The sequence below is a fragment of the Achromobacter sp. Bel genome, from assembly GCF_012928505.1.
In the GTDB taxonomy this organism is placed as follows: Bacteria; Pseudomonadota; Gammaproteobacteria; order Burkholderiales; family Burkholderiaceae_B; genus Achromobacter.
This window is the reverse complement of record NZ_JABBJN010000012.1, coordinates 14077-36680: the sequence shown is the minus strand read 5'-3', so window position 1 is coordinate 36680 and position 22604 is coordinate 14077. Positions and strand designations below refer to the sequence as shown.

Genomic DNA, 22604 nt, shown 5'->3' with positions numbered 1-22604 from the left:
TCAGGCGCCCAGCGCCTGCAGGTTCAGCGTGTAGCTGCGCCCGATCCACACGGCGCGGTCGCGGTGGTCCCGTAGCGAGTCGCCGGTGTTCGGATGCATGAAGACATCCAGCGCGCCGTGGTTCAAGGTCAGCCAGGTCGCGATCTCGGCAAAGTGCGCCGGGGCGAATGCGATCTGGTAGCTCCATTGCGGATGCGGGCCGACGGGGCGCTCATGGAAGCGCCCCATTTCCATCTTGCCGTCGAACCGGGCGATCACGCGTTCGCGCAGCGCGAATGCGGCGTCACGGCTGGCGCCGTCGAAATACACATGGGCGTGCCAACTGGCGACGCGGTCAATGGCGACATCATTCATGGTTTTCTCTTAAGGTTCAGCCGCCGGCGCGCTTGGCGCGGTGGCCGTTTTTCGTCAGGGCGTCGATGATGCGGTCGCAGTGGTCTCCCTGCACTTCGATCACCCCGTCCTTCACCGTGCCGCCCGACCCGCATGCGGTGCGTAGCTGCTTGCCCAGCACGCCCAGCGCAACCGCATCCAGCGCCAGCCCCCGCACCACCGTCACGCTCTTGCCGCCGCGCCCCTTGGTCTCGCGCGACACGCGCGCCACGCCGTCGCCCGTGGGCACGGCGGCGGCTTTGCACTGGCATTGGACAAGCGCTTGCCGGCAAACGGGGCACATGCGGCCGCTTTCGGTGGAATAGACGAGGCCGCCCGTCGCGTTGCGTTTCATGATTTGCCTCGCATCTGGTCGATCAGCCGCCGGTCGCGCTTGGTCGGGCGGCCGGTTTCGATTCCCAGCGCGGGTTCGGGCGCGAGGCGTCGCATTTCTGCCGCGCGTGCGCGGGCTGCGATGCTCTCAGGTGTTTCGTCGTACAGCAGCCGGGCGGCCGGCGCGGGGCCGCGCACGCCGCTGACGGCGACGACGCGCACGTGCAGCGCCGGATCCTCTTTGCGCAGGGTGATCAGGTCGCCGGGGGCGACTTCGCGCGAGGGCTTGGCGGGCTGGTCGTTCACGGATACCCGGCCCTTGCCGATTTCCTGCACCGCCAGGCTGCGCGTCTTGTAAAAACGGGCAGCCCAAAGCCACTTGTCGAGTCGAATCTTGTCCATCTTGCCTGTCCTAAGCGGAAATCTGCTTCAAGCCGTGATGATAGCCGCGCCGAAATGGCTGCGCCCGGGGGAAAAAAAAACGGCGCTCTTTCGAGCGCCGCAAGTCCGGCTATCCGGCAACCGGGCCTGTCGGCCCGGCAGTACTCAATCCAGCTTCAGGTCGGCTTCCTTCACGACGCGCTGCCATTTGGCGATTTCGGCACGCCGGAATGTGTCAAGTTCGGCAGGCGTCGAGCCAATGGGTTCCGCACCGATGCCGGCCAACTGCTCGGCGATGGCGGGGTCCTTCAGCACCTTGGCCAGCGCCTGCGACACCTGGTCGACGATTGCGGGCGGCGTGCCGGCGGGCGCGAACACGGCGTTCCATTCATACGTCTCGTAGCCCGGGACGCCCGATTCGGCGATGGTCGGCAGGTCGGGGGCGGTCTTGGAGCGTTCCAGGCCACCGACGGCCACGGCCCGCAGTTTGCCGTTCTTCACGTGCTGCCAGGCCGAGCCCATGCTGGCGAACATGACGGGCACCTGGCCGGACATGACGTCGATCATGGCCGGGCCGCCGCCCTTGTAAGCCACGTGCTGCAACTGCGTCTTGGCCAGCAGGTTGAACAATTCGCCGGCCAGATGTTGTGCCGAGCCGGGGCCGGCCGATGCGAAATACACTTGGTCCTTGGCGCCGGGTTGGCCCAGTTTGATCAGGTCGGCCACCGTCTTGACTTCGTAAGACGGCGTGACGACCAGCACGTTCGGCACGCGCAGCAGCAGGGAGACGGGCGCAAACGCGGTCAGCGTGTCGAACTGCATCTTGGAATGCAGCGCGGGGTTCTGCGCGTGGTTGGAGGCGTCCAGCATCAAGGTGTAGCCGTCGGGTTGCGCCTTGGCCACGACCGCGCCGCCGATCATGCCGCCGGCGCCGCCGCGGTTTTCAATGACCACGGGCTGGCCCAGTTCGGCGGCCAGTTTGGGGCCGATCAGTCGGGCCACCACATCCACGGTGCCGCCTGGCGGATAGGTTACGACCAGCGTGACGGCGCGTTCGGGATAGGCGGCGGACGCCGCGCCCGCGGCGCCGGTCAGCAGGCCGGCAGCCAATAGCAGGCCGCCGCGGCGCGCCAGACGTTTGATCAGAGGGTTCATGGGTTGTCTCCTTGGAATTGGAACAGCTTGAGCGGTGTGCCGGAAAGCACGGCGTGCCGTTGCGTGGGATCGTCGATCCAGGCGTCCAGCCATTGCGTCGCCGCAGGGTAGGACGCCAGATGGCGATGTTCGGTATGGGGCCAGTCGCTGCCCCACATCAGGCGGTCGGCGGAATAGGCGGCCAAGAGTCGCTGCGCGGCCTGCCTGCCGGACGCGGCGCAGTCGGCCGCCTGCCAGTTGCGATAGGGCGCCGACAGCTTGACCCACACGCGGCCGCTGCCTGCCTGTTGCAGCAGGTATTGGAAGCCGGGGTCGGCCACGCCGAGTGCCGGGTCGGGGCGGCCGAAATGGTCTACGACCACGCGACAGTCCGCCGCAAGCAGGGCGGGCAGCGCGTCTGGCAGGCGTGCCGCCTGCAGATGGACTTCCACATGCCAGCCCAGCGCATTCACGCGGGCAAGCAGCGCCTGCCAACCGGGGGCGGCCAGATCGGGCACGGGCAGCCCGATCAGGTTCAGCCGCATGCCCACGATGCCGGCATCGGCCAGGGTCCGCAATTCGGCGTCCGCGATGCCGGGCGCGATCACCGCCACGCCGCGCAGGCGGCCGGACGCCGTCCGCAACGCATCAAGCAGATAACGGTTGTCGGTGCCCAGGAAGCTGGGCTGCACCAGCACGCCGTGGCCGAGCCCGTGCCTATCCAGCAGCGCCAGATAATCGGTGAGCGTCGCGTCGTAGTCGGGGGTGTGGCGGCGGATGTCAGCCAGCGCCAGTCCTTGCTGGAATACGTGCGCGTGGGTGTCGACGGCGGCGCCGGTCGCGAGCGGGGGCAAAGCAGTCTCCTGTCTTGTGCACGGACGGGGCCCGCGCTGTTCTATAAAGCGGGATTCTAAGAAGTCGGGGTATAGTTTTCCATTGTGGAAAATTGATTTTTATATATTGGAATGATATGGAAACGCGCCACCTGCGTTATTTCCTGGCGGTGGTGGACCACGGCAGCGTCAGCCGGGCGTCGGAATGGCTGGGGATCGCGCAGCCCGCCTTGAGCCAGGCGCTGGCCCGCATGGAAAAGGACTTGGGCGTGCGCTTGTTCGAGCGCTCGCGTCGGGGCGCCGCGCCCACGCCGGCCGCCCTGGCCATTCTGGAAGACGTGCGGACGAGCGTGGCGCGCATCGACGCGGCGGCGCAGCGGGCGCGCGAGATCGGCCGGGGCAGTGCGGGGCAACTGACGGTGGGCCTGGTGTCATCCGCGCTGTTCGACACCTTGCCTCGCGCACTGCGCGAGATGCGGCGCCAGGCGCCGGGCGTGCGCGTGATCCTGCGCGAGATGAGCAATGCCGAACAGGCCGAAGCCCTGCAGACGGGCGAGATCGATATCGGGCTGATGCACACGCCTGTCGCCGTGGGCGGACGCATGCGTGAACGGCAATTGTTGCGGGACCGCTTGGTGGCTGCCGTTCCGGACGAATTCGTCGTCGCGCAAGACGGGCAGGTGTCGATGGCGCAGATCGCCCAAGCAGGCCTGGTGATGTATCCGCAGGCGCAATTGCCGGCGTTCTACGCGGGCGTCCTGGATGCGATGCGCAAGGGCGGGCACGATGTGCACGTGGCGCAGGAAGCCAACCGGACGCTGACGGTGCTGTCGTGCGTGGCGGGCGGGTGCGGCGTTGCGCTCTTGCCCAGCTGGATCCAGACGATGAACTTCGGCGGCGTGCGCTTCTGCGAAGTGCGCGATGGCCAGGGCCTGCCCAGCTTCGACCTCAGCGCCATCTGGCCGGCCCGTTCGGTGCCCACGCTGGCTGACCTGTTCGCCAATCTGGATCTGGGTCCGCGCTGATGCTGCGCCAGCCTTTCACTACGCATTCGCCAGCCCTTTCAGAACGCTTAAGCCACGCTTAAAACGCCATTTTCTTCGGAACCCCGCTCAGCCGCCCCGTCTAACCAGAAACGGCTTTTCGGGGGCGTGCCCATGGATCTGAACTGGCAGCAGCAATTGGCGGAAAGCGCGCTGTGGCTTGTGCGCGCATTTGGCATCACGGCCGTCGGGACCGCGCTGATGGCGGTGGCGCTGGCCCGCACGACCGATTGGGGCCGAAAATTCTGGCGGCTGGCATGGCCGTACCTGACGCCCCGGCGCAGTTGGCGCCCGTTGCTGATGCTGGCGCTGCTGCTGTTCCTGGCGATGGCCGCGGTGCGCATGACCGTGCTGTTCTCCTTTTGGTACAACGGCTTCTATAGCGCGCTGCAAGCGCTGGACTCCACCGCGTTCTGGCGTTTCCTGGGGATCTTCTCGATACTGGCCTGCTTGCACGTGGTGCGCTCGCTGGCCGACAGTTATGCCGGCCAGTCGTTCGATATCCATTGGCGTGTGTGGCTGAACGACCGCCTGACGCGCGATTGGCTGGGCGCCAGCGCGTACTACCGCGGGCACTTCGTCGACGCGCCCGTCGACAACCCCGATCAACGCATCGAGCAGGACATCGCGATGTTCGTCACCGGGTCGCGCACGCTGGCCGTCGGCGCGCTTAGCGCCGTGGTGTCGCTGGTGGCGTTCACGGGCATCCTGTGGGGCTTGTCCGGCCCCTTGTCGATCGGCGGCATCGACATACCTCGCGCCATGGTGTTCGTGGTCTTCTTGTATGTGATCCTCGCGACGTGGTTCGCCTTCAAGATCGGCCGGCCGTTGATCCAGTTGAATTTCCTTTCTGAACGGCTGACTGCCAACTTCCGCTACGCGCTGGTCCGCCTGCGCGAAAATGCCGAGAACGTGGCGTTCTATCAGGGCGAAGCGGCGGAACGCGCGACCTTATGGACGCGGTTCACGGCCTACATCGCGAACTTGTGGGCGCGGGTCTACCGGGGCCTGAAGTTCGACGGCTTCAATTTGTCGGTCAGCCAGGTCGCCGTGGTGTTTCCGTTCATTCTCCAGGCGCCGCGTTTCTTCAGCGGCGCGATCAAGCTGGGCGATGTGATGCAGACGTCGCAGGCGTTCGGCCAAGTGCAGGATGCGCTGTCGTTCTTTCGCACGTCCTACGACACCTTCGCGCAGTACCGCGCCACGCTGGACCGGTTGAACGGCTTTCTGGATGCGAACGAAGCGGCGCGCGGCCTGCCGTCCGTGCAGACCGCGCCGTGGCCGGACGGTTTGGGCATCGACGGCGTCACGGTGACGCGGCCTGACGGCAGCATGCTGCTGCGCGACTTGAATCTGCAGCTGCACCCGGGGCAGACCTTGCTGATCAAGGGGCCGTCAGGCAGCGGCAAGACGACTTTGCTGCGGGCGCTGGCCGGGTTGTGGCCCTACGCGCAAGGCCATGTGCGACGGCCACAGGGCGCATCGGCGCTGTTTCTGTCGCAGCGGCCCTACTTGCCGCTGGGCGATCTGCGCGGCGCCGTGGCCTATCCCGGGCAGGCGCAGCCGCAGGACGATGCGCGCCTGGCCGACGCGTTGCGTCAAGTGAATCTGGGGCATCTGGCCGGCCGTCTGGACGAGGTCGCGGACTGGTCCCGAATCCTGTCCTTGGGCGAACAGCAACGTGTGGCGTTTGCGCGGGTGCTGTTCAATCGGCCGGCTATCGTGTTCCTGGACGAGGCTACCTCGGCGACCGACGAAGGGCTGGAACACATGCTGTATAGCCTGTTGCGCAGCGCACTGCCCGATTGCATGCTGGTCAGCGTGGGGCATCGGAGCACGCTGGATCCGTTCCACACCCATCGGCTGGTGCTGGATGGCGCGGGCGGCTGGGCGGCAGCCTCGATGACGCCGCCGGCCGCCGGCACGGCGTTGCGCGCCGCGGCCTGATTTTTCTTGTCGACACGCCCGGCCTCGCGGGCCGGGCGCGCCCGTTCAGGTACCCATGCGCAGCGGGCCAGTCAGCTTGCGCAGCGCGGCGACCACGCTTTGCGCCGTGATGCGACCCGTCTTGGGGTTGGCTGACGGAATGTTCTGGATCTCCATCGAGAACGATGCCGAATCGGACACGACTTCCACGCGATGGATATTGCGTTCCAGCGACGGGTCGGCCCAGATCTCCAGCGTGGTGCGGTCGGGCCCGATGCCCGCCAGCGACACGCTGACCGCCACGTTCAGATTGGCCGGAAAGCCCACCGCGGCCTCGCGCGGCGAACCGCGGAAGATCAGGCGCGGTTCGGTGATGTCCGCGATGTCGATGTTGTTGTCGGTCAGGTAGGGCGCACCCAGCAGGCCGCGCACAGGCTTGCGGGTGATCATCGTGACGGAATGGATCACGCCTTCGGCGGCGGCCGTGATGGCGTCCAGGCCCAGGATGGCGCCCGACGGCACGATGATCTGGCCGTGATGCTGGCGCGCCAGTTCGATCAGGTCATCGTGGCGCAGCAGGGCGCCGGAGCTCAGCACCACCATCTTCTTGCCGTGGCGCAGCACGGGTTCGGCGATGTCGCGGAACACGGCGGCAGGCGCGCATTCCACCACGACGTCGCACTGTTCATGCAAGGCGTCGAGGGTGGTGAAGACCGGGGCCGCCTGGGTCCATGCAAAGGCGGGCGGGGCCTTGGGGTCGCGTACCGCGACGGCGGCCAAGCTCAGGCCGGGCACGCCGGCGTCCAGGGATTGCGCCACGGCTTGGCCGATGGCGCCGAAGCCGGCGATGCCGACGCGGTAGCTGTTCATAAGGGTCCAGAGGGGCTAGGAGAAGGGGCGCGGCGGGCCGCGGGCGATTCAGGGACACGCGCGCCGATCACGGCGCAGGGTTGCCGGCCACTGTAGCCACCGTGCCGGCGGGCGTCAATGCGCAATGACCGCAGGGCGCGGCTACACTTCCCGCTTGATCCCAGGGAGGGCAAGCATGTTGATCCTGCCGGAAACCCCGGACGACCACGACGCGATTTTCGCGCTGACGCAAGCCGCGTTCAAAGACCACCCGCACAGCCTGCAGACCGAAGGCCATATTACCGATGCGCTGCGCGAGGCGGGCGCGCTGACGCTGTCGCTGGTGGCGCGGGTGGATGGGCGCATCGCGGGGCACATCGCCTTCTCTCCCGTTCAGATCAGCGATGGGTCGGCCCACTGGTACGGGTTGGGGCCCGTCGCGGTGCTGCCCGGCATGCAAGGCCGAGGCATCGGCGCAGCCTTGATCCGGGAAGGGCTGGACCGTTTGAAGGCGATGGGCGCGGCGGGCTGCGTGGTGATGGGCGAGCCGGCGTACTACACGCGTTTCGGTTTCGCGCAGATGCCGGCGCTGACGTATCCCGGCGTGCCGCCGGCGTACTTCATGGCGCAGGTATTCACGCACCCGGCGCAAGGCCGGGTCGCCTATCACAAGGGATTCGAAGCCGCCGCATAGGCGGGGCGCCGTTCAGCTGCCTTTTTGCGCGCGGGCCATGTAGTCGATGGTCAGGTTCGACAGGGCGCGCACGCCGTTGATCAGGCCCGATTCATCCACATAGAAGCGCGGTGAATGGTTGGGGGCGGCCTTCTCGACATCGGTGCCTTTGGGCGTCACGCCCAAATAGAAGAACATGCCGGGCACCTTTTCCTGATAGAAGGAAAAGTCCTCCGACGCGGTGGACTTCGGTTGCAGGCCGTAGTTGCCTTCACCCGCCACGCGGCGCAAGGTGGAACCCATCTGCTCGGTCAGCGCCGGGTTGTTGACGGTGGCGTTGTAGAGTTCGACCACGCGCACATCCGCCTTTGCGCCGGCGCTTTGCGCGATCATCTCGGCGGTGCGGGCGATGCGCTGATGGATGTCCTTCTTCATGCCTTCGTCATACGTGCGGATGGTGCCCGTCATGGCGACGTTGTCGGGCACGATGTTCATGCGGTTACCGCCATGGATGGCGCCCACCGTGATGACGGCCGGCTCCAGCATGCTGTTGATCTGGCGGCTGGGGATGGTCTGCAAGCCCAGGATGATCTGCGAGCTGACGACGATGGGGTCGATGCCGGACCAGGGGCGCGCGCCGTGCGTCTGCTTGCCGGTGACGTCGATCCAGAACTGGTCGGCGGCGGCCATGGCCGGACCGCTGCGCCACGACAGCCAGCCGGCCGGATAGGCGCTGGACACGTGCAGGCCGAAGATGGCGTCCACCTTGGGATTGTCCAGCACGCCTTCCTGCACCATCATCTTGGCGCCCCAGATTTTCTTGCCGTCGGGCTCGAAGTCGGCCGGGCTCTCCTCGGCGGGCTGGAAAATGAATTTCACGCTGCCGGGCAACTGGTCTTTCATGCCCGCCAGGACTTCGGCCGTGGCCATCAGGATGGCGGTGTGGGTGTCGTGACCGCAGGCGTGCATCACGTCCACTTCCTTGCCCAGATAGGTGCCCTTGGCCTTCGAGGCGAAGGGCACGTCCACTTGCTCCTTGACGGGCAAGGCGTCCATGTCGGCACGCAGCGCCACGACCGGGCCGGGCTTGCCGCCCTTGAGCACGGCGACCACGCCCGTGCCGGCCACGCCGGTTTTCACGTCCATGCCCAGCGCGCGCAGATGGTCCGCCACAAGCTTGGAGGTGCGCGTTTCCTGATTGCCCAGTTCGGGGTGCTGATGGATGTCGCGGCGCCAGGCGATGAGCTTGTCTTCGATTGCTTTCGCGCGCTGGTCGATCTGTTCGGACAGCGCGGCATTGGGCGCGGGGGCCAACGGGCCTTGCGTGCCCGGCGCGCTTTGCGCGGCGGCGGGGCCGGCCATCAGCAGATGGGCGGCAAGCGCCAGCGGGGCCAGCCGGAACAACGTCTTGCGTGACTGCATGGTCTTCTCCTCGTGGTTGTTAACCTGTTATTGGGTGAGGATCTTACCCAAGCGACGCGCGCCCGGCAGCTTTGTTACGGATGCTTAAAATCACCGCGGTTTGATTCCGGAAGGTGGAATTCCGTGCGGCGCAATCAGGTGTTCAAACCGTATGCAACGCGGGCTTGGCGCCGCGCGCCACGATCCACAGCAGCAATGCCGCCAACACGGATGCGCTGCCCGCGATCAGCATCGCGGCATGAAAGCCGCCGGCCAGGGCATCGGCGAAGCCGGCGGCGGCGCCAGCAGGTTGGGCGGGCATCACGTGCCGCGTGACGGCGGCGCGCGCCACGCCCGCCGCATCGGCCACGCCCATGCCGGCCAGCATGCGGGCAAACGTCTCTATCGCGCGCCCGCTCATCAGCGCGCCCAGCAACGCGATGCCTATCGTCATGCCGGTCTGGCGCAGCGCGTTCATGGTGGCGGATGCCATGCCCGAGCGTTCGCGCGGCACCGTCGCCATGACGGCCATGCTGGTCGACGGCACCGCCAGCCCCATGCCCAAGCCCAGCATCACCATCAGCGATCCGGACACGAGCCACGGCGTATGCGCTTCGAACCGCATCATGCCCAGCATGGCGGCGCCGATCAGACTGTAGCCGGCGATCATCAGCGCGGGCAGGCCGAAGCGCAGGTTCAGGCGGCCGAACACCGTCGATACCAGCCCGGCCGCGACGAACTGCGGCGCCAGCCGCCACCCGGCTTCCAGCGCCGACAAGCCTTGCACATGCTGCAGGTACAGCGAAAAGAAGAACAAGCTGCTATAGCCGGAAAATCCCAGCACGAAGGACGCGAAGTTGGCCGCGGCGAAGCCGGCGTCGCGGAACAGGCCCAGCGGCAGCAGCGGTCGCGCCGCGCGGTGTTCGATCATCAGGAACGCGGCCAGGCCCGCGGCCGCCACGCACAGGGAGGCAACGGCGTCCGTCGCATGCCAGCCGTGTTCGCCGGCGGCGATCAAGCCGTAGGTCAGCGCGCCCAGCCAGACCACGCTCGCCGTCTGGCCCGCAGGATCGAAGGCGGCGTGTTCGGGGTCTGCGCTTTCCTGGATGCTCCATGCGCCCAGGGCGACGGCCAGCGCGCCTACCGGCAGGTTGATCAGGAAGATGCTCTGCCAGCTCAGATGCGCCACCAGCAAGCCGCCCAGCATCGGCCCCAAGATCAGCGAGATCGCGTTGCAGGACGCCCATACGCCGATCGCCTGCGCCCGTGCTTTCGGATCGGGAAAGGCCTGCGTCAGCAGCGACAGCGCGCCCGGGACCAGCAACGCGCCGGCCAGGCCCTGCACGGCGCGCCCGATCAGCAGCACGGGCAGGTTGCCGGCCCATCCGCAAATCGCCGAGCCGGCCGTGAACAACAGCACGCCGGCCAACCACGAGCGTTTGCGGCCATAGCGGTCGCCAAGCGGCCCCGCCGAGAGCATGAAGGCCGATAGGAACAAGGCGTATGCGTCCACCACCCATTGCAGGCCGGCCATGTCGATTTTCAGTGCGGTCTGCATGGTCGGCAACGCGACGTTGACGATGCTGATGTCCAGGATGGTGATGAAGCTGCCCAGATTGACGGCGACGGCCAGGGCGCGGCGTCGGGAGGATGGCAATGGCATGGAGGGAAGAACCAGCGGCGAAAAGGCCATTCTAGATATCGACTGACCGTCGGTCAATTGAAAAGAACGCATTCTCGATACCAATCCGGCAAGCGCGGACAGCGGGCGGCCGCCCTTGCCGGGAAGCGCGGGCCTATTGCAACTTGATGCCCAGCTCCTTGATCAGCGGCGCCATTTCGGCGCGGTCCGCCTCGATCGTCGCGCCCAGCTCTTGCGGCGAACTGCCGATCGGGATCATGCCCAGCGTTTCCATCTGCTTGCGCATCGCAAGGTCTTTCAGGATGTCGGACACCGACTTCTGGATCAACGCCACGCGTTCCTTCGGCACGCCGGCGGGCGCCATCAAGCCGATCCAAGGTTGTGGCGCATAGTCCAGGCCGGACTCCTTCAGCGTAGGCGTGCCGGGCAGGCCGCCGAAGCGTTGGGGACTGGTGATGGCGATGGCGCGCAGGCGGCCGCTGTCGATCAGGCCCTTGGCGCTGGACGGCGCATCCAGGCCCACATCCAGTTGGCCGCCGATCAGGTCGTTCTGCGTTTTGCCGGACGAGGACGACGGCACGTACAGGGCCTTGATGTCGGCGCGCCGGGCGGTCTGTTCCCACACCAGATGAAATGCCGTGCCGATGGAGAACGAGCCTACGCTCAGGTTGCGCGCGCGGCTTTCGCGCACGAAGTCTTCCCAAGTCTTGATCGGGCTGTCCTTGGCCACGATGAAGATGAACGGCGTGCGCGCCACCAGGGAGATCGGCTGCAGGTCCTTCTGCGTGTCGAAGGGCAGCGCATCGACCGCGAACGGCACGATGGTGACGGTGGACGCCACCACCATGCCCAGCGTGTAGCCATCGGGCTCGGATTTGACGAGCGCGCTGGTGCTGATGATGCCGGAGGCGCCCGGCCGGTTTTCCACCACGACCGGCTGCCCCCAGGCGGCGCCCAGCTTGCTGGCCAGCACGCGCAGCATCACGTCTACCGGGCCGCCCGGCGGGTTGGACACGATGATTTTCACGGGCTTGTCGGGATAGGCGGCCGACGCGGCCAATGGCGCCAGCAGCGCAAGCGCCAGCGCGGTTTGCTTGAACATGGAATTTCCCCTTGTATTGTTGGTGTGTGCGGCGGCCGCGGTTTCAGGCCAGGACGTGCTGGTGCGGCGCCATCGGCCAGCCCGGTGCATCGCCGCGAATGAACGCGATCCACGCGTCTTGGGTGCGGCGGGTCAGTTGGGCGGCCTGGGCCTCGGGCAACCCTGCAAGCATGGGCGCGGTGTAAGCGTCGACGGTGTCGAAGACGAACGGCAGCTCGATGCAATGGCAGGCGCCAAAGCGCGCCGTCGGCGCGACGTCGAAGCGGGCCAGCCAGGCTTGCCGGCCGCTCGCCACGGCATCCGTCGCCCATTGGCGGGAAGGCGCGCCGAAGACCTGCTCGCCGACTTGCCGGCCTTCGGCATCGGCCGCGTGGCCGGGAAAAGCCGCCATTTCGTCGCGGGTATAGGCCACCAGTACATCCGCGCGGGAAGCGGCCCGTTGCAGCGCGGGCGCGATATCGTGCGGTAGCGTATGGCCGTCCAGCACCGGGCAGAACTGGCTGCGGCTGCTGCCTTCGGCGCGCAGCACCTCCTGCACGGCGGGGGCTTGCTGCGCCGCCAGCAGGGCGGCCACGGGCAAGCCGCGCGCCGCGTCCAGCGAGTCGGCGCCGGCGGCTTGCAGGAACGTCTGCCCCAGCGCGTCGGCTTGCGCGGCGCTGCGAAAGCCCCGGCCCAACGCCGCGCTTTGCAGAATTGCCCGCGAAAAGCGGGGCTGCCGGGCCAGCATCGCGCAGATCGATGACGCGCCTGCCGATTGGCCCATGACCGTGACCCGCTCGGGGTCGCCGCCCAGGTCCTGGATGTTGTCCAGCACCCAATCGATCGCCATTTCCTGATCCAGCAGGCCGACGTTGGCGGTTTGGCCGGGTACATAGAGCCAGCCCAGCGCGGCCAGCCGATAGTTGACGGCCACGACCACCAGGTCGCCCCGGGCCGCAAGATGGGAACCGTCGTACCAGTCCAGCGCGCCGCCGCCGCTTTGCCAGGCGCCGCCGTGCAGCCACACCACCACGGGCCGCCGCGCGGCGTCCGCGCCGGGCGTCCACACGGTCAGGTGCAGGCAGTCTTCGGATTGTGGCGCGTCGAAGTCGCCCATGGCGCCGCGTAGCCGCGAAGGCAGTTGCGGCGCGACAGGCCCGGGCCGCGTGGCGTCGAACGGGCCGCGCCATGCTGCCGGCTGCGGTGGCGCAAAGCGCAGCGCGCCCACAGGGGCCTGCGCATAGGGAATGGCGCGATAGCGGCAGATGCCGCCCGCATCGCGCTCGCCAGTCAGCGTGCCGGCCTGCAGCACCGCCCGGACGGGTTGATTCATATCCTGCCCCTTGCATCGTTGTCGTGCGGCCGGCGCCGGAAGGCGCCGCAGCCGTGGGGCTATGGTAGGGAGGATCGGGGCAGGGCGGCCATGCCGGTTTTGAACATTGCCATGCGGAATCCGCATGGCCGGGGCGCCGCAGGGTGGCTGGCGCTGCCTACTTGGCGATGCGCGCGTCCAGGCTGTTGTCGGCCAGGGCTTGCGCCTGCGCCTGGGACATGCCCAGATGCTCGTACAGCGCGTGGAAGTTCTCGTTGACGTAGCCGCCGAAGTAGGCCGGGTCGTCGGAGTTGACCGTGACCTTCACGCCCGCGTCCAGCAGCGTCAGGATGTTGTGGTCGCGCATGTGTTCAAAGACGCGCAAGCGGGTGTTCGACAACGGGCAGACGGTCAGCGGGATCTGCTCGTCGATCAGGCGGGCGATCAGTTCGGGGTCTTCGGCGGCACGCACGCCGTGGTCGATGCGCAGCACCTTCAGCAGGTCCAGCGCTTCCCAGATGTACTCGGGCGGACCTTCCTCGCCCGCGTGGGCAACGGCCGGCAGGCCTTCGGCGCGGGCGCGGTCGAACACGCGTTGGAACAGGCGGGGCGGAAACCCCTTCTCGCTGCTGTCCAGGCCGACAGCGATGAAGGCGTCGCGAAAGGGCAGGGCTTCTTCCAGCGTCCGCATGGCCTGGGCTTCGGGCAGGTGGCGCAGGAAACTCAGGATCAGGCCGCTGGTCACGCCCAACTGCTTGCGGCCGTCTTCCAGCGCCTGGCGGATGCCGTTGAGCACGACGGCGAACGGCACGCCGCGGTCGGTATGGGTCTGGGGGTCGAAGAAGGGCTCGGTATGCACCACATTCTGTTCGCGGCACTTCAGCAGATAGGCCCAGGTCAGGTCGTAGAAGTCCTGCTCGGTGCGCAGCACGTCGGCGCCCAGGTAATACAGGTCCAGGAATTCCTGAAGGTTGCCGTAGTTGTAGGCGCCGCGCAGGGCATCGATGTCGGGCCAGGGCAGCGCCACGCCATTGCGTTGCGCCAGCCGGAAGAGCAGCTCGGGTTCCAGCGAGCCTTCCAGGTGCAGGTGCAGTTCCGCCTTGGGCAATGCGTTGAGCCAGTCGTACATGGGTGCTCCGATAAAAATGGGTGATGCAAAGGCAGGGGCCGCGCGCTTATGCGGCCAGTGCGATATTGTCCGCCTGGATGGCGTGTTCGACCTGTGCGATGAAGGCGCGCGCCTGCAGCGTGCTGGGGCGGTCGCGGCGCCAGATGGCGGCCAGGGGCGACTTTCCAATGGCCGGGCGGGCGGGCAGCACGACGAGTTCGCCGCGTGCCTGGCGCACGGCGGCCACGCTGCCCGGCAGCATCCATAGATACTGCCCCTCCAGCAGTATTTCGCGGCCGAATTCCAGGGATAGGGCGCCGATCATATCCGGAATCGCCAGGCCAGCCTTGCGCAGGGACATTTCCAGTTCGCCCCGGATGCGGCTGCCTGGCAGGGCGGTGATCCACGGGTAGGCCACATAGTCCGCCAGCGTGGTGCCGGTGCGCCCCGCCAGCGGATGGCCGGTGGCGCAGGCCAGCACCACGGGGTCCTCCAGCAAGGGGGTGGAACGGTAGATCTGCGGGTTGACCGTGGACGAGAAGCGGCTGATCAGCACGTCCAGGCCGCCTGCGTCCAGGTCTTCGATCAGGCGCTCGTGCGTGCCGATCTCAATGGTCAGGGTGATGCGCGGACAGGCTTGCCGAAAGGCGCGCGCAGCCTGTGCGACCGGCCAGCCGGCAAACATCGAAAAGCATCCCACGGTCAGGCTGCCTTCGTCGCCGCGCGACATGGCGGCCAGGTCGATCTCGGCTTTGCGGAAGTCGGTCAACAACAGGCGGGCATGCCGGCACATGGCTTCGCCCAGCGGCGTACAGGTGGTGCCCTTGGCCGTGCGTTCGAAGAGACGGGCGCCCACCAGCTCTTCGATCTCGGCGATCGCGCGCGACAGCCCGGATTGCGTGCTGTGCAACTGCGCCGCCGCCTTGGACAGGTTGCCCAATTCGGAGACGGTCAGCACGATTTCCAGGTGCCGGATGCGGAGCTTGCCTCGGAAGGGTGTCATGGCGCGCGGTCGGTGGGGATGTGCCGATTATTCTCCCGTGCCGGGCGCTTGGCAACGACGGCGCGGGATTCGGATATAGTTCGTCGCCAGGCAAAACAACGGATACGCGGGGATCGCCAGTGGGAGCGGCCCGCAAGCCGGCTCGTAGGGAGACAGCCATGAATGCAGCGGTATTGGGCGCGGGACGGACAATCCGGCTTGCCAGCGCGGGGCTGATGGCGCTGGCCTTAAGCGCATGCGGCGTGGCCAAGGTGGACGAGGTCTCCGTCAAGTGGCCGCCCTTTCGGGACGGTACGCCCGTGGTGCTGCCCTCGGACCCGACGCAATGCCCGGACCTGACGGGCACGTACCTGGCGCAGGGCGACTACCGCTCGGGCGACCGCGAAACGAAATCCTTGAACGACCTCCGCAATTTCTTGAGCTACCCGCTGGATCTCCAGGGCATGCGCGACCAAGTGCTGCCCGAATGGCAGTCGACGCCCGCAGCCACCGTGGCCTTCACGCGCGCGGCGGGCGGATGGGACGTGCTGGCGCTTGACGGACGGGGGGCACGGTCGGCCGCGTATCTGCCTGAGCTGAATGGCGCGCAGGACACGGCCGCCCTGGCCCACGATGCCAGGCCCGGCATTCCGGACGGCATTCGCCGGCACACCGGTTGCGCGCAGGGCCGGCTGTGGGTCAGCGTGCGGCACGACTGGCGCCAGTACGAATCCATGGGCGTGCGGCGGCATGTGGCGTTGTTTCGCCCCGAGGCCGGCGGCTTGCTGGTGACCGTGCGGCGCGAGTCCGATTCCATCGGCCTCTTGCCCTGGTATTCCAACGAAAGCAGCGTGTTCCAGTACTGGTTCGCGCCGGCCGCGCGGTAAGCGCGGTTCCTGTTCCCTGCCTGTCTTTCATGTTCGGGCGGCTGTGGTCGCCCTCAACCTGCTCTATCCATGACCCGTAAAAGCCTGTTCATCTCGATCGCCTTCCTGCTTGTCGCTTTGGTGCTGACCGCGCTGTTCTGGCGGCATCAATTCGCGCACACGCCGCCTTCGCTACGCAATCAGATCGAGGGCGAATTGAGCGGCGACACGCACATCTATGGCGAATCGCCGCGCCAGGACGCCATGGCCCAACGCGCCTTGCTGGCCGATGCCGAGCGCGGCAATCCCGGCGCGCAGTTCATGCAGGCCATGATCCTCGAGCCGGTGGACATGAAGGCCGCGCTGCGTTGGTACGAGGCGGCCGCGGCGCAGGGCTACCAGGACGCCATCGAGCGCTTGCGGCAGCTGCGCGAGCAGCCCTCGACGCAGTAGGCCGCGCTTTGGCCACCCTTGCCCGCGCCGCCACCGCCGATCCGCGCGCCCGCTTCGTCTCCGGGCTGTTGGGCCCGCACGTCCTGGAAATGATCCTGACCGGCTGGGCCAGCATGCTGGCCGTCTTCGCGGTGGAGTTCCTGTCGCTGTTTTACCTGGGCACGTTGAAGGATGAAGCGGTGCTGGGCGCGGTCGGGTTCGGGTCGATGACGCAGTTCACGATCACGTCGGTGTGCATCGGCGTCACCGTGGGCGGCGCGGCGCTGGTATCGCGCGCGCTGGGGGCTGGCGACGCGCGGCGCGCGCGGACGCTGGCCGGCGCATCGCTGATCCTGATGGCGGGATCGGCGGTGGCGGCCGGGGCGATTTTCCTGGCGGCGATCGGGCCGTTTACCGCGGCCATCGCGCTGGCGGAAGACGTGCGCGGCCCCTTGCTGTCGTATGTACTGATCACCACGCCCTTCGCGGTGGTGATGGGGGTCGGCATGATGCTGTCGAACCTGCTGCGGGCGGCGGGCCACGGCCGCCAGTCCATGTGGGTGCTGCTGGCGGGCACCGCCACGGTGGCCGTGCTGGATCCCATCGTCATTTTCGTGCTGGACGGCGGCATGGTGGGCATTGCCTGGGCGAGCGGGGTGGGGCGTCTGGCCACGGTGGCGTTGGGCGCGTGGCTGGTATTTCGCAAGCATCGCCTGGTGACCTGGCCGGCGTTGCGCGCATTGCAGGCCGACCTCGCGGCAATCGGCAAGATTGCGCTGCCTGCCGCCCTGACCACGCTGGCCACGCCGGCGGCGGTGATCTTCACCGTATCCACCTATGCCACTTTCGGCCCTAGCGTCATAGCGGGCGCCACGGTGGTTGACCGCGTGCTGCAACTGGCCTATTCGCTGTTTTTCGTGCTGCCGGGCGCCATTGGCCCCATTCTGGGACAGAACCTGGGCTCGGGGCAGTGGGACCGTGTGAAACAGACCGTAAGACTGGCATCGAGGTGGGCCCTGCTCTACGGGTTTGCCGCCGCCACGGTGCTGGCGGTGCTGGCGCCCTGGATGCCCGATGTGTTCCAGGTCACCGGCCCGGGGCGCGACCTGGTCATCTTCTTCTGCCGCTACGGCAGTTTCGCCTGGGCGGTGAACAGCCTGTTCTTCGTGTCGATCGCCGTGTTCAACAACTTGGGCTACGCCACCTATTCCACGGTCATCGGCTGGTTGCGTTCCACCTTGGGAACCTTGCCGTTTGTGTGGCTGGGCGCGCATTATGGCGGCCCCGAGGGGGTGATGCTGGGGCAGAGCCTGGGCTTTGCCTTGTTCAGCGTGATTGCCATGGCCGTCTGCCTGCGCGTGCTGCGCGAGCCGCCGGGCGCGCGGGTGACCAAACTGACCGCGTAGCGCCAAGTTGCGCTTTGACGTTTTGCGGTTCGATTTCGGCGGCTGGTCGCGGTACGATCCTGCCTGACTTCGATTTTTCAGGATTACCATGCGTCCGCGTTCCTCAGGCCCTCGAATCGATACCCTTTCCCGCGTGTTGCTGGCCGCCGCCATGATGGCGGCAGCCGCCAGCGCCGCGCAGGCGCAATCGCCCGAGTCGGCGACTGGATCGCGCACCCAGTCGCCCGCCCCGGCGCCGGTGCAGCCGGCCTTGACGCCGAAGCGCAGCTTCGACGACGTGACCGCCGCGCAAGAGGCGGCGAAAAAGCCCGCCGCCACACAGGTTCCGGCCGCCACGGCGACCCCGGCTCCAACCCCAACCCCGGCCCAAGTGCCCGCCGCGACGGCCACGCCGGAGCCTGCCGCCGCCCCTGCCGCGGCGCCCACGGTCATCATTCCGACCGAACTGGACACCAAGGCGTGCATCGCGAAGCTGCGCAAAGGCGCCACGGCCAACGGCCTGACCGTCGCCGACTGGGACAAGTACACCGCCAACGCCAAACTGTTGCCGACGACCGTGGCATCCGCCAAGGGCCAGCCGGAAGGGCGCGAAAGCTGGTGGGACTACATTGCCAAGACGGTCGACGACGAACGCGTCAACGATGGCCGCGCCGTGATGAAAAAGGTCGGGCCGCAACTGAACGCGATCGGCCAGCAGTATCAGGTGGATCCGGCCACGCTCGTCGCCATCTTCGGCATCGAGACGAACTATGGGCGCCAGATCGGCAAGACCGACGTGCTGAACGCCTGGTTGACGCGCGCCTGCACCGAGAACAAAACGCTGTGGGAAAAGAACGCCTACGCCTCCGTGCGCCTGTTGCGCGACGGCACGGTGCCGGCGGACAGCTTCGTGGGTTCCTGGAGCGGCGCGTTCGGCATGACGCAGTTCATCCCGACCTCGTTCTACGAGCTGGCCGCGGACGGCGACGGTGACGGCCGCATCGACCTGTACAACTCGCTGCCTGACGCGCTGGCCTCCACCGCCAACCATTTGCGCAAGCGCCGCGCCAAGTGGACGCATGGCCTGCCGGCCGTCGTGGAAGTGCGCGTGCCGGCCGAATTGGCCGCCGCGATCCCGCCTGAACCCGACGCGGAATACGTGGGGTCGCAAGACCGCCGCACCATCGCGCAATGGGCGCAAGCCGGTTTGAAGCAAGGCGACGGCTCGGTGCTGAAGCTGCCGTCCGGCAACGACGAGCAGGCCTATCTGTTCGCGCCTACGGGCGCCAAGGGGCCCGTGTTCCTGGCCACGGTGAACTTCGACGCCATCCTGCATTACAACCAGTCGCGCCGCTACGGCCTGGCGGTGTCGCTGTTGCTGAACCGCTTGCAGGGCGGCCCCGGCATCGTCGCGGCCTGGCCGACGGACGACCCCGGCCTGTCGCGCGCCGAGATCAAGCAACTGCAAGAAGATCTCTACGGCCGCGGCTATGACATCGGCGTGGCGGACGGCATCCCGGGCGCCAAGACCCGCGACGCGGTGCGCGCCGAGCAAGAGCGCCGCAACCTGCCGCAGGACGGCCGCGTGGGCAAGCGCATTTTCGACATCCTGAAGGCCGATCCGCCGTTGGCGGCGCGCGCGCTTCCGCCTAAATAAGGCGGGGATCGTTTCCGGCTTCGAAGATGGCGTAAAACACGGGGCCGCACCGGCAGACTTGACGCCGGTAGCGGCCCGGCGACGCTATGATGGAGCCGTCCCGTCATAGGCCCGTTTGTCATGCCGCAATCCGTGTTTCCTGACATTTTCCTGACTCCCCGGCTGCGCGCGCAACGCATGCGGCAGGGGCACCTGCCGTTCATTACCGACATGCACGCCAACGCCGATCTGATGGAGACGATGGGCGGCACGCGTGATGCCGCCGCCAGCCGGCTCTACGTGGCGCAGAACGTCTCGCATTGGGTCGAGTACGGGTATGGCATGTATGTGCTGGAGGATCGCCACACGGGTGCGCTGGCGGGCCGCGCCGGCCTGAAGTACACGGTGTCCGGCGACCAGGGCGCCATCGAGCTTGCCTATGCCTTCCAACCCCAGTGCTGGGGGCAGGGGTACGCGGGCGAGATCGCCACCTCGCTGATCGAAATGGGGTTCGAGCTGTTGCCGGTGGACGTGCTGTCGGCCGTGGCGTTGCGCTCCAACGCGGCGTCTCGCCGTGTCATGGAAAAGACCGGCTTGCGGTATGTGGGTGAAACGGCAGGCGACGACGCCAGCGCCAAGGTCCGCTACGAAATCCGCCGCCGGGAATGGCGGGCCGCCCACTCGCCGGCCAGTGCCTGAGGGCGGGCGGATCGGCGCTAACATTGCGCCATGAGCACGACGACCCTCCCCGAAGACAACGACCCGCAGCCCGTTCCCCCGGAGCGCCCCGCGCCCGAGGAATGCTGCAACAGCGGTTGCATTCCCTGCGTGTACGACCGCTACGACGAGGCCATGGAAGCCTACCGCGAGGCGCTGAAAGCCTGGCGCGCCCGCCACGAAGTACCGATCAACCCACCAACTTCATGTGGATGATCGGGAACGGTCGGCCGGCATCGTCTTGGGCTGACCTGCCCACGTCTTCGAACCCGTAGTGCTTGTAGAAGCCGTGCGCTTGCGGGTTCTGTTCGTTCACATCCACCAACAGCGTGCCGTGCAGCGACCGCGCGAAGTTCAGCAGCCGGCGGCCGGCGCCCTTGCCGCGCTTGTTGGCGTCCACGAACAGCATTTCGACCTTGTTGCCGGATAATCCCATGAAGCCGGCGAGTTCGCCGGCATCGTCCTCACAGACCCACACGCGCACGGACGGCAGGTAAGTGTTGAGCACCTGCGGGTACATGGCCTGGATCTCTTTTTCGGTCAGGAAGGAATGCGTGGCCCGCACCGAACTGAGCCAGATGTCCGCCAGGACCAGGTCGTCGCCGTGATTGCGTTCTCGGATATTCATTTTCTTATTGATTCTGTTTGTCAAAAGGCGCCGCGGTCCTTGGCCGCCGCGCCTTCATGCCTGCTACAGCCCTGAGCGATACAGCTCGGTCGCCGCCAGGACGGTTTCCATTTGCACAGTATGCGCGAAAACAAAACGGTCGCCGTAGACGGTTTCATCCGGAAACTCCGAGATCAACGCCAGCGGCAATTCTTCGCGGTCGCTTTCCGTGATCTGCACCGGAATGCCGTTCAACACGTCGAAGCCGGATTCGAGCGCGTGCGCCTGAAAGCGTTCCAGCTGTCGCGCATTGAATTCAACTAACCCTGGCACATTGCGGGCCAGCCGGGCCGTCACGCCTTCGATCAGGCGGCGCGCGCGTTCGCTCCAGCCCGAATGGTGGCGCAACACCAGGAAGAAGCCCTTGGGCACGGTCCATAGCTCGAAGTTGCGGGGCAGGTAGCCCGACAGCGGACGCGTCCATTCATGCGCGGGGTAGCCGTGCAGATTGATATGCAGCTGCGCGCCGCTGATCGCATGCGCCTGGTGGCGGCCATCGCGTTCAAAGAACGGCGCATGTTCGCGGTAGGCGATGTCGTCGCCCAGCGCACTGTAGCGCGACGCGTGCAGCATGTGGCGGGGATGGTGTTCGCGCAGGCGGTTGAACAGCGCATAGCCGTCGGGATTCTCGGCGGCGATCAGCGCAAAGTGCGCGTTGCCGCCGGCGGCCAGTGTCTGCGCCGCGCGCAGGGCGCCCACGACGCCAGAGGTCTCGTTGGCGTGCTGCGCGCCTGAAATGAAGACAGCCGGGCCGGGGCCGCGTACATAGGTGCCCAGCACGGGCCGGCCTTGGCGCGATACGGCCTGGAACGCGTCGCCGCCGAACGCCGCCATGCAGCTGGCGATGTGGCCGGCGGTCAAGGGTTCGCGGCGCTGAGCCAGCGCGGTATCGAGCGGCGTGGCGACGACAGGAGCCGGCGCCTCGAACGATTCCACGGAAATCTGCACGCGTGCCGCGCCGTCATGGCGCCGGATGTCGGGGATGATCTGGCCCGGCTGCAGTCCGCGGTCGCCGGAGGGGCGCCCAGAGTGGTGCTGGAAGTGTTCCAGCAACGAAAAGTACACGTCCTCGTGCAGCGCTTCGAAGGTGCTGACGATCTCCTCGTCCACAGGCAGGGCGAAGTCCATGCCGGGCAGGTCGACGCGGATCTCCAGGCGGTCGAAGTACGGCTCGTGCGCGCCCCACGGGTGGTTGCGCACGGTGTCGACGATGCTGCGGAACACTTGCTGGTACTCGGTGGCCTGGGCGGCGTCGGTCTGGACCAGGCCTTCGGCGTCGCGCACCCGCAGCCAGCCGGTGGGCGACAGCTCAGGCTTGCCGTCCTGGGCCTGGCCCAACTGGTTAGGGGCGAAGACGCGCGTCTCTACCTTGTGGCCGTCGGCGTAGGTCAGCGTGACGTCATAGTGCAGGTCGGATGCGCCGGCCTGCATGACCACGCGCACGCCCGCCATCAGCGCCACCAGCGGGTAGGCTTCCAGCGTGAAGCGCTTGGCCTGGGCATGCTCGTGCAGCGGATAACGCACCAGGGCAGACACCAGCCCGTCGTGCTCCACTTCTTCCAGGAAGAAGTGCACCAGCGGCTTGTAGGCGCTGCGAAAGCGTGCCGTGACGCCGGCCTGCGCGAGCCGGGCTTCGGCCGCGCGGCGGGCGTCCACGCCTTCGAACAGCCAGCCTTCCACGACCGCGCCGCGCCAGGCGGGTGCCATGTAGGCGTGGGTCCAGGCGTCCAGCGTGCGGTCGAATGTTTTTTCCAGCAAAGACATGCTTTCAGTTCCTTCGGTGTTCTTTCGTCATCCGGTAAAAGGGAAAAATGCCCCTTGCGGGGCATTT

23 protein-coding genes are annotated in these 22604 nt (G+C 67.2%); 9 read left to right on the top strand and 14 right to left on the bottom strand.

What is annotated here, in order from left to right; genetic code table 11:
• From HG262_RS10095 to HG262_RS10075, 5 genes are all read right to left on the bottom strand, one after another.
• The gene (locus HG262_RS10095) at positions 1-354 is read right to left on the bottom strand and encodes a DOPA 4,5-dioxygenase family protein (protein ID WP_169270888.1); all 354 of its coding nucleotides are present in this window, start codon (positions 352-354) and stop codon (positions 1-3) included.
• A 16-nt stretch (positions 355-370) separates the two neighbouring features.
• Positions 371-727 (bottom strand): translation initiation factor Sui1, encoded by a 357-nt coding sequence (locus HG262_RS10090; protein ID WP_169270887.1) that lies wholly within the window; start codon positions 725-727, stop codon positions 371-373.
• Complete coding sequence (locus HG262_RS10085) at positions 724-1107, bottom strand: RNA-binding S4 domain-containing protein (RefSeq protein ID WP_169270886.1); 384 nt, start codon at positions 1105-1107, stop codon at positions 724-726. The genes HG262_RS10090 and HG262_RS10085 overlap by 4 nt, the downstream gene beginning before the upstream one ends.
• A gap of 144 nt (positions 1108-1251) precedes the next feature.
• Positions 1252-2241 (bottom strand): tripartite tricarboxylate transporter substrate binding protein, encoded by a 990-nt coding sequence (locus HG262_RS10080; RefSeq protein WP_169270885.1) that lies wholly within the window; start codon positions 2239-2241, stop codon positions 1252-1254.
• On the bottom strand, positions 2238-3074 hold the full coding sequence (locus HG262_RS10075) for an amidohydrolase family protein (protein WP_169270884.1): 837 nt from the start codon (positions 3072-3074) through the stop codon (positions 2238-2240). The genes HG262_RS10080 and HG262_RS10075 overlap by 4 nt, the downstream gene beginning before the upstream one ends.
• A 116-nt stretch (positions 3075-3190) precedes the next feature.
• On the opposite strand from HG262_RS10075, the gene HG262_RS10070 reads away from it, so the two are divergent.
• Together HG262_RS10070 and HG262_RS10065 are read left to right on the top strand one after the other, a co-directional pair.
• The gene (locus tag HG262_RS10070; RefSeq protein ID WP_169270883.1) at positions 3191-4078 is read left to right on the top strand and encodes a LysR family transcriptional regulator; all 888 of its coding nucleotides are present in this window, start codon (positions 3191-3193) and stop codon (positions 4076-4078) included.
• 132 nt (positions 4079-4210) lie between these two features.
• On the top strand, positions 4211-6043 hold the full coding sequence (locus HG262_RS10065; RefSeq protein WP_169270882.1) for an ABC transporter ATP-binding protein/permease: 1833 nt from the start codon (positions 4211-4213) through the stop codon (positions 6041-6043).
• A gap of 45 nt (positions 6044-6088) precedes the next feature.
• On the opposite strand, the gene HG262_RS10060 is transcribed toward HG262_RS10065, so the two are convergent.
• Positions 6089-6892 (bottom strand): aspartate dehydrogenase, encoded by an 804-nt coding sequence (locus tag HG262_RS10060; protein WP_169270881.1) that lies wholly within the window; start codon positions 6890-6892, stop codon positions 6089-6091.
• Between the two features lie 175 nt (positions 6893-7067).
• Between HG262_RS10060 and HG262_RS10055 the strand changes: the two genes are divergently transcribed.
• Positions 7068-7565 carry an N-acetyltransferase gene (locus tag HG262_RS10055; protein WP_169270880.1) on the top strand — a complete coding sequence of 166 codons (498 nt, stop codon included), beginning with the start codon at positions 7068-7070 and terminating at the stop codon, positions 7563-7565.
• A gap of 12 nt (positions 7566-7577) precedes the next feature.
• On the opposite strand, the gene HG262_RS10050 is transcribed toward HG262_RS10055, so the two are convergent.
• The 6 genes from HG262_RS10050 to HG262_RS10025 all read right to left on the bottom strand — a co-directional run bounded on the left by HG262_RS10050 (position 7578) and on the right by HG262_RS10025 (position 15091).
• Positions 7578-8966 (bottom strand): amidohydrolase, encoded by a 1389-nt coding sequence (locus HG262_RS10050; RefSeq protein WP_169270879.1) that lies wholly within the window; start codon positions 8964-8966, stop codon positions 7578-7580.
• Positions 8967-9108: 142 nt separating this feature from the next.
• Entirely contained in the window at positions 9109-10602 is a 1494-nt protein-coding gene (locus HG262_RS10045) for a DHA2 family efflux MFS transporter permease subunit (RefSeq protein ID WP_169270975.1), read from the bottom strand.
• 139 nt (positions 10603-10741) lie between these two features.
• On the bottom strand, positions 10742-11689 hold the full coding sequence (locus tag HG262_RS10040; RefSeq protein ID WP_169270878.1) for a tripartite tricarboxylate transporter substrate binding protein: 948 nt from the start codon (positions 11687-11689) through the stop codon (positions 10742-10744).
• 43 nt (positions 11690-11732) lie between these two features.
• Entirely contained in the window at positions 11733-13001 is a 1269-nt protein-coding gene (locus HG262_RS10035; RefSeq protein ID WP_169270877.1) for a carboxylesterase family protein, read from the bottom strand.
• Positions 13002-13158: 157 nt separating this feature from the next.
• Positions 13159-14109, bottom strand: coding sequence for an adenosine deaminase (locus HG262_RS10030; RefSeq protein ID WP_169270876.1), 951 nt, complete (start codon positions 14107-14109; stop codon positions 13159-13161).
• 46 nt (positions 14110-14155) lie between these two features.
• Positions 14156-15091 (bottom strand): LysR family transcriptional regulator, encoded by a 936-nt coding sequence (locus HG262_RS10025; protein WP_169270875.1) that lies wholly within the window; start codon positions 15089-15091, stop codon positions 14156-14158.
• Positions 15092-15249: 158 nt separating this feature from the next.
• On the opposite strand from HG262_RS10025, the gene HG262_RS10020 reads away from it, so the two are divergent.
• From HG262_RS10020 to HG262_RS09995, 6 genes are all read left to right on the top strand, one after another.
• Positions 15250-15957, top strand: a complete 708-nt coding sequence (locus tag HG262_RS10020) for a hypothetical protein (RefSeq protein ID WP_169270874.1) — start codon at positions 15250-15252, stop codon at positions 15955-15957.
• A gap of 69 nt (positions 15958-16026) precedes the next feature.
• Positions 16027-16389 carry a sel1 repeat family protein gene (locus HG262_RS10015; protein WP_169270873.1) on the top strand — a complete coding sequence of 121 codons (363 nt, stop codon included), beginning with the start codon at positions 16027-16029 and terminating at the stop codon, positions 16387-16389.
• A gap of 8 nt (positions 16390-16397) precedes the next feature.
• A complete protein-coding gene (locus HG262_RS10010) occupies positions 16398-17774 on the top strand; it encodes an MATE family efflux transporter (protein ID WP_169270872.1) in 1377 nt (458 codons plus the stop codon).
• An 88-nt stretch (positions 17775-17862) separates the two neighbouring features.
• A complete protein-coding gene (locus HG262_RS10005) occupies positions 17863-19410 on the top strand; it encodes a lytic murein transglycosylase (RefSeq protein WP_169270871.1) in 1548 nt (515 codons plus the stop codon).
• Positions 19411-19530: 120 nt separating this feature from the next.
• Positions 19531-20088, top strand: coding sequence for a GNAT family N-acetyltransferase (locus HG262_RS10000; RefSeq protein WP_169270870.1), 558 nt, complete (start codon positions 19531-19533; stop codon positions 20086-20088).
• 30 nt (positions 20089-20118) lie between these two features.
• Entirely contained in the window at positions 20119-20322 is a 204-nt protein-coding gene (locus HG262_RS09995; protein WP_169270869.1) for an oxidoreductase-like domain-containing protein, read from the top strand.
• Here the strand turns inward: HG262_RS09995 and HG262_RS09990 are convergent.
• Positions 20297-20734, bottom strand: coding sequence for an acetyltransferase (locus HG262_RS09990; protein WP_169270868.1), 438 nt, complete (start codon positions 20732-20734; stop codon positions 20297-20299). The two genes, HG262_RS09995 and HG262_RS09990, sit on opposite strands and share 26 nt — an antisense overlap.
• A 63-nt stretch (positions 20735-20797) precedes the next feature.
• Positions 20798-22537: a peptidase M14 gene (locus HG262_RS09985; RefSeq protein ID WP_169270867.1), complete on the bottom strand. Its 1740-nt coding sequence runs from the start codon at positions 22535-22537 to the stop codon at positions 20798-20800.
• Between the last annotated feature and the right edge of the window lie 67 nt (positions 22538-22604).